Raw genomic sequence first — 15,394 nt, 5'->3', positions numbered from 1 at the left:
TCTATTGAACATTGAAATTGGTCAAACGTACGAATTTTTTGGAAAAGTTGATCAAATTAACACTTCTACTTATGATTCTTTTGCTTGTAATGTAACAAGCGCAGATAACGAAAATGTTATTGTGAGAATCAAAGAAGGAGAAGACATCTCCCTAAACAAAATTTACTTTTTTAAAACGGAAGCAGTTTTATTTAAAGAGAAAATTCACTTAATGGCTAACGACTTTACTATTATTGGAGAAATGGATTTATCTGATGATGTAAAAGAAAAATTAATGAGAGCTTTTTATCACTACGCTCCGATTAATTTATCGGTTATCCGCAAAAGAATTGAAGATAAATTGTCTTTTATTTCGAATCCCATCCTCAAAGCCATTACAGAGAAAATTTACTTAGACCACGCAGATGATTTTTATTTATATCCCGCTGCGACTAAATTTCATCATGCATATATTTCTGGATTGGCATATCACACGTATTCGATGCTTGAACTTGCGGATGGGTTCATAAAGGTTTATCCGTTCTTAAATCAAGACTTAATCTATTCTGGTATCATTTTACATGATGTCTGTAAGATTAAAGAATTTGATTCCTATGAAGGCAGTGAGTATACTATTCAAGGCAGATTGATTGGACATATTACATTAGGTGCCAATTTAATTGCCATCACCGCAAAAGAATTAGGATACGAAAACGATGAAGAAACGATGTTACTTCAACATATTATTATAAGTCATCATTATTATGGCAATTTTGGTTCCCCTAAAAAACCAAACATTGCGGAAGCTCTAATTATTCATTTTATTGATAATATTGATTCCAAGGTTTGTGTGCTAGGAGAAGAATTAGATTTAGTAAAACAAGGAGATTTAACAGCTTCTATTGGCGTTTTAGAACGAGAAAGATACTATAAGCACAAATTATCACAAGAGTAAGGACGACTTATTTTTATTCGATTCAAGAGGAAAACAAAAACAGAAACTATTGAATAGTTTCTGTTTTTTTTATATAACTTTTAAAGTATTAGTCAGCGTATTGGCCGTATAAAGCATCGTAATATACAGTTCTTATTGCTAAAAGAGATGCTTGAAGTTCGGCGTTTGTAAGATTTAAATAATCAGTTGAAACAAAACTGCCATCTACCATTTTATCTGCTACAATAACATTGACCGTTCCTACAACGTAAAAGCTTGAAAGTAAATCTCCAAAGTAGAATTCTAGAGTAGAGTTAACACTTGCAGGAATTTTTGGTATGGTAATTCCATACGTTGATTCGACATCTGCATCTGTTAAATTATAAACAGTACTATAGAAGAAATAATCAGCGTATAGTTGTAATTGTTCCATTGAAGGAATTGCTTCTGTGTTTTCAGACCCAACAGAATAAATTGGATTTTGAGAATCTGTTTCTGAAAAAGCAGCAGTTGGATGATCAAAGTCATCGCCTTGTGTAACAAGGATAATGTGAATACCAAAGATTGTTTCAATGGAAATGTTTTCATCATTTGAATACAATTCAGTAACGTCTTGGTTAATGTCTGATTGATAAGCTTGATAAAGAGCAATTAAAGCGTCAACGTATTCAGTAACGTAAGTATCTTTAATTCCATAAGTACCGCTATATTGTAAGGAATGAGATACGTCATCATCATCAACGGTATTTAAGTCTTCTGTTAGAATTAAAAAACCATATTGTTTAAAATCTCCCCATGTTTCATCTTCCCGTGAAGCATTTTGGAAATCAGAAACAAGAGTTGTAAAACTATTTGTGTCATCATCTAAGTATTGATCAATTTCATACTCTAATCCCGCTCTTAATGTTTCAAATTCATCAGCTTCAAGTGCTGTTAAATTATCAATGTATTCCATAAAATCATCTGGAGTTCCATCTTCATTAAAATCAAGATAAATTACGATATGGCTTACATTTAAAGAGAAATAGTTTTGATAATAAGATTCAACAGTAGGATAAAGTAATGTAATCAAATCATAATCTGAAATAGCTTCGTTAATCAAATAAGGTTGAAGTTCACCTTCTACAAAATACTCAAGCAATTGGTATTCCGTTTTTGTACCGTATTGAGAATAAGCGTAATCAGCAAATGAATTATAGGTAAATGCCAATCCATAAGATGCATAAAGTGATTGTAAGTAAGAGTAGTAATCTTTTGCGGATTGCACGGAATCATACATTTCAAGCATACGAGCTGATTTGTTTTTTTCAATGTTTGTCACACTGCCAAATACTTCAGTGAAATAATCAGATGCGACAAGTTCTTTGTATTCAGAAGCAAAAAGCGTATAAAGAGCAGCGTTTTTTGTAAGAGTATACGAGAAGAAATCATCTGCGCTGATTTCAAAGGCAGCTTCTTCACTACCTGGGCGACCCGTTAAGGTAGCTAATAACACTTTATTTCCTTTTTCGTTTAACTCATAAGTAGCATCTGTTTCTTGGTAATCTAGTCCAAGATAACGATCATAGATTACAAACCCATAATCCGCTCTTAATGTAACTAGTCGAGAAGAAATATTTGTATCAGAAGATGATCCGGTAACCATATCTTCAATTAGTCCGTTATATAGACTAAGATATAAGGCGTCATCATTTAATAAAGATTTGAATGTCACTTCGTCTGAAGTGTTTTGAGTCACTTCGCTTGTAGTACCTTCTGTTAAAACATTAACAGTAATAATTCCAGTTCTTGTGATACTATTTGCGGTAATGGTATAAGTTAATTCAACTTCTGTATCCGCATCAGGTAAAGTAACCACTCCAGCATTTGAAATAATAGCTGTGTCTCCAGAAGACCAAGTAATAGTAGAACTATACCATCCTGTAACAGGAAGCTCTAAATTATCTACGGTTTGTGAAGGTAAAATGATATTGTTTTCAATATAATCTAACATGATTTCTAAAACATCAACCTTATCAACTTGTGATAATTTATATACCATATAATAGCCATTATCACTTGAAGCAGCGTATTTTTTAGGAGTCACGGTAAATGGTTTTAAATCTTCATCGTTTAAGTCTAGAGTACTAAACATGTAAGTAGCAAGAGAAGCTTGGTACGCTGAAACTTCATCAAAATTATGAATTAGAAAATCATTGTTTAAAGCGATTAATTCATCAGCTGTTGCGTCTGTTGGTAATGAATCACGTTGTACTTCGTAAACATAATTGTACATTGCAATATATTTAAGTAAGATTTCTGCATTGGTTAATTCAATGGAGTTGTTTAAAGTAAATGAATTAACGTCTTCGATAGGTGTATAAATTTTATTAACAATTAAATCAGTAGTACTAGTAACATCAACAGATAATAGATCATATATTTTCCCATCAGAATCAATGGTATATTGAACAACGTCTGCTCCATCAGTAACAACAGCGTCTTCGTTTTCGTCAAAGGCATCCACTTTAGAAACGGTGTAATAAATGGTGTTTGCATCTTTGTAAGCTTGCGCTGTCTCGACCGAATCAAATAACAAATCATTTTCGATAACGATTTCGTCTGCGATGTCTACTAAGTTTCCAGTTTCATCAATTGCATATTCATCATCACTTGAATCAGTGTAGATTGAATTTGTCCCAAGCGTATAAATAATTTCTTCATCTAGATTTAATATATTTTCATCTTGATCAAAAAAGTATGGAGTAACCGTTTTATAAGCTTCAACGACACCTTCTAAAGGGTCTAGAATAGATTCTGTTTGGTAAATGAAACCACTGTATTCTCTTAAACTAGTTAAGTTGTAAACCACAAGATTAACTTTGTTCATTACAAAGGCTGCATCTTCTGAACTAGTAAAACGAATTTTAAGAGCGTCTATGTCTTCAAAATAGTAATTAGCATACTCTTTTGCGACAGCTAAATCCGTGATTTCTTCATTCACGTCGATTATATGGCGAACAAACTCTTCACGCGCTAAAATGATTTTTGCGTAAGCTTCTTCGTTGTTTAAATATCCTGCCAAAGTAATGCTTTGTTGATAAGCTGTTTCATATTGAAGTTTTAAATCGGCTTCAAGAGCATTGATTTCATCTAAATCAGATGTACCATACTCAAGTTCTAACAACTTTGCTTCAATTTGTTCCGTTGTTAAAGCATTTAAATAATCTTCGAGTAAATAGGCATCAACCATAAATAATAATTGTTCGATACCATCGTTTGTTTTGATTTCTTCAAATAATTCTTTATTTGTTATTGTATAAAGAACATTTCCATCGTCATCAGTAGTTTGATAAAAGATTCCATCTGGGTCGCTGATTTCTGGATAATTTGTTGATCCAGTTAAAAAAGCAAGCAAGATAGCAGATAGAACTATTACAATTAAAACGGAAAATACAATGACGACTTTCTTTGTTAATAGGCTTTTCATAGATTCCACTCCTTATTAAATTTGCAACCTCTATGATATCATTAATTTCATTTAAAAACAACAAAAATATTGTGATTATTTTATGAGCTTATAGGGATTTGAGTCTCTAAAATATTTCAAATTTTATTAATTTTTAAAAAAACAAGGATTTGGATGCTGTTTTTTTAGATTAATTATGGAAAAATTGACAATCTTAGTTGACAAAAATTAATTTCAATTATATAATAACTTCTGTAAATAGCAAAACTAGCGAAAGTTAGTGACGCAAAGCTATAGGGCCTTCGATAAGATGGTAGCCAGTTGCCGTTGTCTTTTAAAGACGAGGGCATTTTTTTATTTCTAATACCGTATTAGAAATAAATCAATGCATCGTTATGTAGATAATGGCTTTTTTTGTATAAAAAAATCATACATTAAATATAAGGAAAGAAAGAGTTGATGAATTTGAGCGAAAATCTACTCAAAAAAAGATTTCTCATTTCTTTGGCAATGCTAATCTTCTCATTGTCTCTTTTTGTCTTTGCCAGTTTTGCTTGGTTTACTCAAATGTATGAGGATTCCCTTGGAGTTGAGGTTGGATTTGTCGATGTCAATATTGATGCCTATTTTATAAACGGAGTAGACAGGGTTGAAGCGGTAGAGGTCTTAATCGGAACTAGCACTTATAAGCCAGGAGTATACTCAATTAATATTATTAGTAATTCTTCTTCGAATTACTTCGAAAACTTTAGACTTGATATTGAAGTGTTAAGCAATGTTGATACATATTTAAGAGTTAAAATCTATGAGCAATTAACATTAACTTATACAAACTTTGAAGGAATCGTTACCGAATTGTCGATTTTAAATGAAGAGTATATGCCTTTCACTTTTGCAACAACTGATTGGTATTATTTAAATCGAAGTATTGATAATTACATTTATTATACTTCTCCTGTTCAAAGAACATCAGAAGTAGTTCCGCTTACATTTGAATTGATTTCAGAATATACGGGTAGTACTTTCTCGAATTATTCTCCAGGATATTCTTTGCAAATTGCATTCTCAATTGAAGCAGTACAAGCTTTAGGTGGTCCTGAAAATGTTTGGGGTCTTGCGACACCACCGTGGGACACAGAAGGAAGTTGGATTCAACCGTAAGGAGGAAATATTATGCGAAAAATTATTTTTAGAAATCAAAATTTATTGCGCTTAATAGCGTTTTTTTCGCTTGTTGTTTTTTCTTTTATTACATCTGCTTTTGTGGTAGAAGCAAAACCACTTGGATTATCCACTACGGGTATTGAAGATGTGGCTGTCTTTGAAGGAAATTATGATTGGGAAACCACTTTATCTGTATTAACATCAAATACGGATTATATTACTTATACTGAATATAGAAACAACTATTGTAATTTAGCAGCTACTCCTCAAGAATGTTCTGATGCGGCAGCTGGTAAAAAAATTCGTTTTGATACCGCAGAAGGATTGTATCGTTTTTCTATAGATGTATCGTTTGAACAAGTATATCAATCCACCGTACCAACTGAAAATTACAAATTATCAGAAGAAAAAATTGCAGTATTATTATCTTTAGACTATGTGCTAGGAAAGAACATTGATTATTCTGTCATGGGATCAAAAACATTTATTCCCATTGGATATTCTTTTTCAGGATATGATGAGCTAGAACAACCAGTATTTAATGAAAATATTTTTACAGGTTCTTTTGATGGACAAGGGTTTGCCATTTCAAACTTATATGTTGCAGGATATGAATATCTTGTTAGTTCTCAAACCGTAGGAGGAAATACGGTTGATATTGCTTTATCCAGTTATTATTCGATGTTTCCTTTTAATGATGGCGTCATCAAAAACTTTGGATTGTTAAATCCGACGTTTGAATTACTTAATTTACACATTGATATTGATAAAGTATCAAATGTTGTGGGAATTAATTTATCAAACGGAGTTGTCGACCATGTGTATGTAATCGATAGTCGAACTGATGTTTTAGAAGCTGGTATTCGGTACAAAGTAGGAACCTCTTCTGAAGTGTTTGAAGCAGCTGGATTGGTTCATACTAATGCAGGAATTTTCACCAACTCCTATTATGTTTCAAAAGTAGTAGTCAATGGTAACTATATCAATAAGTTTAATATTCAACCTGTCTTATATCTAAACACAGGAACTTATTCAAATTTAGTGTATGACTCAGAGGTCTATTTATTAGAAGTGGTAGTAGGTACATCCACTTTTACAATTGCAACTCCAAATGCTTATGCAACTGGTGAAATAACTTCCGTGTTGAAATCAGATGCATCATCCCTTAACACATTAACAGATGACTGGCATTTTTATGAAGACGATTGTTATCCACTTCTTCAAGGATTAGAATATTCAAATAATGCGTATTTAATAACATCCGCAATTGACTTACAATTCTTTTCTAGAGTTTTAGCATTTGTTACCGAAAATAACGGTGTTGCTTATGCTTATGCAGATTATGAAATTACTGACGATATTGATATGGGTGTTTTAGCGACAACGGTTTATACAACACCAAATGTGACTTTTTATGGAAGTCTGACTGGTTTTAACGATCAAGGAACGGATTTAAGTGATAATTTTTATATTTATAATTTGACAATTTCAACTGGAATTTTGAGAGGAACTCTATATTATGCTGGTTTGTTCAGTGTGATTGGATCTGGGGCTTCGGTTAATAATTTAAATTTCAATGAATCTACTATTTCTCTTACCAATACAGCAACTTACTATAGTAGTGTCTTTTATGTAGGCGCGATAGCTGGAAGAATGACTGGTGGCATCATAGAGGATGTTATCGTTGATGTTGACATTAATATGGGAACTGGAGCCATAGGCGAAACCCATGTTGGTGGCATCGTAGGACAAGCATCTGGAGTCATCAACGAAGTTTCAAGTAGTGGTACAATCAATATGAATACTCATACCTTTTTATCCACTTATAATATCGCAGCTAAATATTATATTGGTGGAATCGTAGGTTCTGCAGATCAAGCTCAATTAGTAGTAACAGAAGCTGTAAATCATGGAACGCTTTATGGATTTGGAACTTCTTCTACATTTTATCTTGCATCTGGAACAACCGCTATCACCGTTAAAATGGGTGGAGTTGTTGGGTATATCTTAAATTTAACCACTGCCATTCATCAATTTGTCAATGTAGCAAATATGGGAGATCTTTATGTTAATAGTGTTACAAATACTGTTTCGTTACCATCAAATCAACGAATTGGTGGTGTATTTGGTGAATTAACGGGAGTGAAACCTGTTTTAGAAACAGGACCTGATTATCAATTTGCAAATTTGTATAATAGCGGAACGATTCATGCTTCATATGTAACAGAAACCTCAGTTATAAAAGCTGCTGGCATTGGAATAACAAATACAAGCGTGCCAGTCGAATATGCGTTATTATTTAACTATGGAACCTTTATTTATAATACGACTGGAGCAACTTATACCAATCAATTATTCCAATACACAGGAACCATTTTTGATATAGGAACACAAGCCGTAACTCTTTCTCGAGTTTATAATCATGGAGATTTCGTTTACGATTCTTCTTATTATGTCAATATTTCGCCTTTGTATCGTTCTGATAATAATAATACAACGATCATTCGCTATTCTGCGAATTATGGAGATGTTACTTTTTGGAAAGATTCAGGGTTAACCGTCATTAATTTAGCGACGACTTTATCTATTTCTGGAATTACCACTTCGACCAATGTGAATTTCTTAAATGTATCCAATTATGGAACATTAAGTGTTGTGAATGTAAACGTTGGAACGAACGCACTTTATCTTTCTGGAATCACAAAAACACTAACAAGCGGGAAATACATCAAGAATTCTTTAAATGAAGGAAATCTTGTTTTTGCTAAAATGACTGGTACAGGCATTTTACTGGTTGGTGGAATTACTAACACCAATCTTTCTGGAGATTTACAGTCAGAAACTCAGAATCCTACTCTACCCATTGCGACCATTGGTATTATCAATACCATTAATTATGGAAACATTACGACATCTTATGGACTTGAAGCTCAAAATATTTATGGAGTAAATGGACTTAGCAATACGTTTGCTAGTGGAATTGCTACGTTAAACGCGGGCTCCATCCAAGATGCAGCAAATTTAGGAGATGTCACTGTATATAATTCAAATTCTTCAGCAACCGCAACATTCCTAACAGATCAAACTTCAGCAGGATTAATTTCAATTTATGCAGGAGGAGTGGTTGTAGGAGGAGTAGTCGCGGCAACCTTATCAGGTGATGCTAGAGTTTATGATACAGGTAACAATGGCGATATCGTCGCAAAAAGTTATCGTTTTGCAAGAGCTGGTGGTGTACTAGGTGTTAGTTTGTATGCTGAAGCCTATGCAGGAGGAATTACTGCTGGAATGGGACTTTTAAACACCATTCAGTTATCCGTTTTATCTAATGGATTAAATTTTGGAAACGTATCAGCTTTGACTGTTATTATAAAAGAGTATACTGAAGATACTCCAACTAATCAATCTTTTGAAATCATCTATGGAGCTGCTACAACATATGGAGCAGTTTATTCTCAATATACTACAACAGCTTCTCAAGAACGACCAGAAATTAACGCTTCTGCAGGAGGCGTTATTGGGTATGGACTTTCAGTGATGAGACGCATGTTAAACCATGGAACAGTTTCTTCAACGGATGTGGCAGGAGGGGTAGTAGGGGCAACTTATGCTCTTGGATCAGAAACCACTATTGTACACATCAACACCGCTATTAATTATGGAAATATTAGAGCAGTCCCAGCGGGGGATGTTTCAAGTATTAATTCTTATTCTATGAGTTATTCAGATATCTCCAGTTATTTTATGGATATAGATGATATCTTTTTATATCCAACAGGATACACCGTTGAGGAACCAAGAGGTAAAAGAGGTTTTGGCGGTATCTTTGGACGTCTTCAAAGAGGATTAAGTGGAATTATGACAAGTGTGGGTGGCGAATTTGACTTTATTGTAAACGCAGACCCAGATGTTGATTTAATTGGACGATTAGATCAAGTATATAACTTTTCAAGTTCTTCTCGTTTTTTTAGATTTAATGATGCTGTTTATTATTCTGCAAAAGTTGACGACACCACACAAGCTGTGTTCACTGGATTTAATCTAGGCTATTTCTATGAAATAACAAGTTATACAGGATATAGTAGAAACTGGAGTATAACAGCAACGAACTACGTGTATGAACAAGTTGGGATTGTAATAGAAAAAGCTGTTCCTAATGTTATTATAGGAACGTATTCGTACACTTCAACGAGTAGATCAACTCCGGTTATAGGCACGCTTTTATCTACTCCTACACCTTATTACATAGACTCAATCGATGTTCCTTGGATCACTGAAGATGAATTTGATCCATTAATTTCGAATTCAGATACCGAATATATGTACGACGCAGATTTTGAAATGAGAGTAAATCCTGATTTAACCGAATATATTTATTTCATGGGATCTACTCTATTAGCAGATCGTTTTCAAGACGAATTAAGCCCAAACTATCGTCCAGATGGAATGTATGTATTATCCACTACAGCAGGCTCTACTTATGGAGCTGTATTACCTGCCAATATTAATACAGATGAGATTAGACCAATCGATGAAGACTATGCATCACAAATTTCTTTACTGATTGATTATGCAAATGTATCTGTTTCGTTTCAAGCAGATTTAAATACTTTATTAATAAGTAAATACGACGATTTAAGACAAACCATTTTTAATGAAAAATCAGAATTAATTGCAAGCGGTACAGAACTGTTGATTTTAACAGAAAATGATGGTTCAGATACGATACTTGCCAACGCGGATATTGATAATGACAATTTCATTATTACGTATACCATTAGTATGGAAGCATTTTCAGGATTGGACTTAACAGCTAATTATGCTGTAACGAATGCTTTTACATCGTTAAATGCACTCGTAGCTGAAAAAGCCGAAGATGCCTATGATCCAGATCCTGTAGATTTATTGGAATACCGAACGCTGTTGTACCCTGAAAGATATGACGGTATTTCAATGAGTTTTCCTGCCCTTTTGGAAATAACCCTACCATCAAAAGACATAGTAGCTGACACAGCTCCGATGTTTCTTGGTTATTTAACTGTCTATTCTGAAGCTTTTATAGGAAGTTTGATCTTTGCATCATCAAATTATTATACTGATTATGAAGTCTATATTATCTTTACACCAGGAATTTCTGGGATTTCTACAGGAACAATCGGCATTGATTCTGTTCAATTTAATGGAGGATCTACCTTCACAGCAACCAACCCTGAAGATGTTCGAAGTTTAGGCGATGTAACCTCTGCTGGATCGATTCGCTTTAATTTTGAGGATACAAAAGGTATTTTAACTTTAGGCTATGATTTTAAAGACTATTTTGTGTTAAGATATAGTAATGATGATATTATCCCTTCCTCTTATTATACTGTTTTAGCCGATCCGGTTACGATTACTTCCGGCACAGGATATTATAGTATTACATTTACGTTTTATGGTAATCTACGTTCGGCAGATTATCACTTTGAATATCGATACTTTAGCAGTAGTGCTACAAATACCGTTTTGTTTGATAAAGCAGCATCATCTGCAAAAACAATAATTGATTTTGATTATTATTCAGAAGATGATTCTATTTCTATTGTTGGAACAACCATTACGTCTTACATAAGTTTAGGTGCTTTGGTTAGTATAACGGCATTAACGGATAATTTTACAGAAAACATTGATGGTGGAATAGTTGCCTATTTATCAAATGCAACGTATGACATTAGCTATATGTATGATGACACACTTTCTCTTTCTAAGTTTGCAAGTGTAACAAGTGCAAGACTTGTAAGTACAACATATAACAGTGGATATAAAACGTATCAAATTGAAATTATAATTAAAGCTGAAGATAACTCAACTCAAATATACACCCATAATTTGATTGAACGTTCCATTGGATTGGTTTCAGTATTGACCAATGGAAATGATACAGATTTAGAAGATGTATTTGCTCTTCGTGAAGACGATTTTACCGTATTTACGGTAGATCTTGGACTCGATCAAAACTTAAATCTTTATAACATAATTGAAGGAAGTACATCCTATTTTGACATTTCTATTACGGCGACTAGTTTAGATGGATTAACCACGTATCTTGAAGAAGATATTGTAGGGATTACTTTTTCAACAGGAGATTATCTATACATTACAATGAGTTATTCTACAATCCCAGGAATTTATACATTTAGCGGATACTTTTACCGTGATGGAACAGCCTATTATGTTTCCTTTGTGGATACGCTTGACATTACGAAGTTGGCTGGAACTGATGCTTATTTAACCGATATTCGTTTTTCCGATTTAGCCAATGAAACAAGTTATCCCACCATTCGTATCACTGATGAATTTGGAGCGGTGAATGAAGCTACCGGGCTTGATCCTAGAGTCTATTTTGCGGGAATTGATTATGATGGAGCAAATACGTTAGGTTATCGTTATTTTAGAGTTGATGGACAAGTTTCCAATGTTACTTTAAATGATTATGTACCATTTATGTTAAACTATATTCCTTATGGAGCCACTCTTTCAAGACATGATTATGATTTGCAGGCATTAACTTGGTCTTGGACGACTGAAGTGGATATTAATTCAGATCCAGCTGAAAAAAATGAATTAATTACCGATTATACCTTGATGCCTTTGACAGGTGAAGAACCAGTTGGAGAACAGGAAGTCGTAATTCAATATCGAGTCACATCAGAAGACCGAGATTTTTATACTTATTACTACGTTACCGTCACAGATGTGACCTATAATGTTACATTAATCTTTGATGTCTATTATTGTTCTGGAGAACCTGAAGTTTGTACTTTAGCTTCAGAAAGTGTCGATTTTTCAGATAAACTTGCTATTATTTCTGTTAAGAATCTCATGACCGATGGAGATGACTCAGTTATTAATGTAGAAAACCCAGATGATTATCCAGAGTTCACCGAAATCACAGGATTATATAATCAAATGAGTCAGTTTTACTTAACAACTTCAGAAAATTACAGATATAGTTTTGGTCGTAACCGTGGAGGATTCTATGTGTTTGATGTCGAATTACCACTCGATGCTTACCTAAATGATTTATATACTTATGAAATCGAATTTTTAGAATATACATTATATGAGACAACAGATTTCAATTTAGATTTAGTTTCTGAAATCGAAGGCAAGTATTTTTACATCGAGTATGCGACAAAAAATAGATCTCGAAGATTTAATATATATATAAGAGAAGCAAACCCCGTTTCAACGGACGCACCTTGGGGATTGTTTGATTTCTTTAGATCGTGGGCAGGCAATTAGATTTAAAAGGTGGTGAGGATCTATGAAGAGAAGAAAAGCAAAAATTCAACAAAATAGTTTAGCCAAAAGAATTGTTAGTTTGACTGTTTTTTTGGACGCGCTCTTTTTAGTCATCATCATGGCAATCATTTCTTTTGTTTATATAGATAGTTTAACAAATTCTGAAATTCGAAATGCTGAACTAGAATCAAATAATGCAGTTACAGCAATTCATGCTTTTATTCAAGATACTACAAGTGATGTGTTTATGCTTGCAGAAGATGAAGCGGTCATTAATTATTTAACATACCTTCAAACAGGGTCAAATCCGATTATAACAGATACACTAGATCCTAATTATCTTATTTATAATGAATTTATCTTACTACTAGAATCTGTGAAAGATTATAGTTCTGAAGGAGTATATGATTTTTTATTTGTAGCAACTGACACAAATTGTTCGACAGGTGAGGATGGATGTTTTGTAGGAACCTCCGGCCAAATATCTGACGATACTTGGACACTTCAACAAAGACCGTGGTTTATTGAACTAGGTCAAAACGATTTTGTGTTTACAGGGCCTTATATTGATAGTTTATCTTCAGAAGATGTTTTAACTTTTGTCAGTAAAGTGTATAATGGAGAAGAAGTGATTGGATACCTTGGAATTGATGTCTTGGTATCAACCATTTCCTCAGCAATTTACGAATACGATTACTACTCAAATGATTCTCAAAAAGCACTTGCTATCTTTGTTGAAAAAGACGGAGTTTTAACTGTTTTGCACTATTCAGATGCAGCACTTCCAGGTTATCAAATGCTTGATGAACCCGAAGTTATTGTTCTTGATCAAGCTTATGGATACCCTGAAAACGGACTTGGATTGTTAATTCAAAACATTGAAAATCAAGATAACGTTCAAAAATTAAGTATCTTCGGAACAGACTATAGTGTGTCGTTTTCTTATTTAGATGATTGTAAATGGACCGTTGCTGTTCTCGTTGAAAAAGAAGTTTTTATTGGAATAGAAATCATTTTTTTATTCTTAGTGGTGTTCATTTTAATCCTTATGATTCTTGTTGCAATCATTTTGAGTAAAAAGATTAATAAAACATTAAGCCCGGTAAGTGACATTCTTCATTCGATTGAAGAAATTAAGAATGGAAATTATAACATCGACGTTCAAATTTCAGAAAATAACGAATTGAAAAACGTTGCGGATGCTTTAAATATTATGTCTAAAGAAATTGGAAAACAAGTAGATTTAGTATATCAAAGTTATTTATATGATTCATTAACTGGACTTAAAAACCGAAAGTCCGTTCATTCAGAAATTGACGAACAAATATTAAAACCAAATGAAAAGGTCGCAATTTGTCTGTTAGATGTTGATAATCTGAAAGATATCAACGTAACTAAAGGTCAAATGATAGGCGATGAATTAATCAAAGCAATTGCGTTAAGACTTCAAAAAACGCTACCTAATAATGAAAATATATTGAGTAACAGTTCAAATGAATTTGTTTTCATAATTAAAGGAGTTAAGTCATTAGAAATCGTTGAAACAGAAGTGTTAAAAGTTTTGGAAAGCTTTATAGAACCATTTGAGATAAAAAACATAAAAGTAGAAGTAAAAATACATATAGGAATTTCTATCTTCCCATCAGATGGTAAGAACATGTCTGAATTGATGAAGAAGTGTGATACAGCGTTATATAAAGCAAGAGAAGCTGGATTTGGGAAATACATTTTTTACAATGATCAATTAACAAGAGAAGTAAATTATCACGCTCAAATTAGTGATGAACTAGCAGTAGCTATTGAAAAACATCAATTATATTTAAAGTACCAACCATTAATAGACAATAAAAATGAAATTTACGGATTTGAAGCACTAGTAAGGTGGAAATCGCCAACTCTTGGCGAAATCAGCCCTCAAGTCTTTATTGCAAATGCTGAGGAATCGCGATTAATTATTCCGATTGGAACTTGGATTTTAGAAAGTTCTTGTCAAGCTCAAGTTGAGTTCGCAAAAAAGTTTAAAAGAGATTTTGTGATGTCAGTCAATGTAAGCCCTGTACAAATTTTGCAAAAGAATTTCATTGATGTATTGAAACGAATTATTAGAGAAACAAATATTAACCCTCGTTATTTGGTATTAGAAATAACCGAAGGTGTTTTAATAGAATCTACGATTTATTTAGAAGAAACCATTAATTATCTACATGCGATTGGAGCTAAAATCGCACTTGACGATTTTGGTACGGGATACGCTTCACTTACCTATTTGCGAAAAATCCCATTTGATAATTTAAAGATAGATAAATCATTTGTGGATGGAATTTTTGGCGGGAAAAAAGATCATTCAATCATTGGTACGATTGTGGAACTTGTCCACAACCTAGACATGAAGGTCGTTGCTGAAGGTATTGAAACAAAAAAACAGTATGAATATTTAAAGCAAATCTCAACAGATATTTTTCAAGGGTTTTTGTTTTCAAAACCATTGACATACGATGAAACCATCAATTACATTGACCAATTTTATAAGGTCGCAAAAATGAAACGGATTGATGTTTTTGCCGCAAAAGATTATTATGAATAGAGGT

Annotated in this window: 5 protein-coding genes and 1 riboswitch; of the genes, 4 read left to right on the top strand and 1 reads right to left on the bottom strand. The window is 33.2% G+C overall.

The features are described 5' to 3' along the window. Positions 1-4 precede the first annotated feature (4 nt). Positions 5-934: an HD domain-containing protein gene (locus KJ971_04340; GenBank protein ID MBU1145068.1), complete on the top strand. Its 930-nt coding sequence runs from the start codon at positions 5-7 to the stop codon at positions 932-934. Positions 935-1,022: 88 nt separating this feature from the next. On the opposite strand, the gene KJ971_04335 is transcribed toward KJ971_04340, so the two are convergent. Then, on the bottom strand, positions 1,023-4,382 hold the full coding sequence (locus tag KJ971_04335) for a hypothetical protein (GenBank protein MBU1145067.1): 3,360 nt from the start codon (positions 4,380-4,382) through the stop codon (positions 1,023-1,025). Between the two features lie 229 nt (positions 4,383-4,611). Then, positions 4,612-4,690: riboswitch (cyclic di-GMP riboswitch) on the top strand. A gap of 130 nt (positions 4,691-4,820) precedes the next feature. Here KJ971_04335 and KJ971_04330 point away from each other — a divergent pair. The 3 genes from KJ971_04330 to KJ971_04320 are packed head-to-tail and all read left to right on the top strand — an operon-like array spanning position 4,821 to position 15,390. Then, complete coding sequence (locus KJ971_04330) at positions 4,821-5,522, top strand: hypothetical protein (protein MBU1145066.1); 702 nt, start codon at positions 4,821-4,823, stop codon at positions 5,520-5,522. 12 nt (positions 5,523-5,534) lie between these two features. After that, positions 5,535-12,806, top strand: coding sequence for a hypothetical protein (locus KJ971_04325; protein MBU1145065.1), 7,272 nt, complete (start codon positions 5,535-5,537; stop codon positions 12,804-12,806). A 22-nt stretch (positions 12,807-12,828) separates the two neighbouring features. Then, positions 12,829-15,390, top strand: a complete 2,562-nt coding sequence (locus KJ971_04320) for an EAL domain-containing protein (GenBank protein ID MBU1145064.1) — start codon at positions 12,829-12,831, stop codon at positions 15,388-15,390. Positions 15,391-15,394 lie beyond the last annotated feature (4 nt).

This window comes from Bacillota bacterium (assembly GCA_018818595.1).
Lineage (GTDB): Bacteria > Bacillota_I > Bacilli_A > Izemoplasmatales > Hujiaoplasmataceae > JAHIRM01.
Note: the sequence above shows the minus strand (reverse complement) of the source record. Positions and strands in the feature narration are given on the sequence as shown.

Excerpts from the sequence above, each read along its gene's own strand:
- KJ971_04335 (MBU1145067.1), bottom strand. The coding sequence starts at position 4,382 with ATGAAAAGCCTATTAACAAAGAAAGTCGTCATTGTATTTTCCGTTTTA.
- KJ971_04320 (MBU1145064.1), top strand. The coding sequence starts at position 12,829 with ATGAAGAGAAGAAAAGCAAAAATTCAACAAAATAGTTTAGCCAAAAGA.
- KJ971_04330 (MBU1145066.1), top strand. The coding sequence starts at position 4,821 with ATGAATTTGAGCGAAAATCTACTCAAAAAAAGATTTCTCATTTCTTTG.
- KJ971_04325 (MBU1145065.1), top strand. The coding sequence starts at position 5,535 with ATGCGAAAAATTATTTTTAGAAATCAAAATTTATTGCGCTTAATAGCG.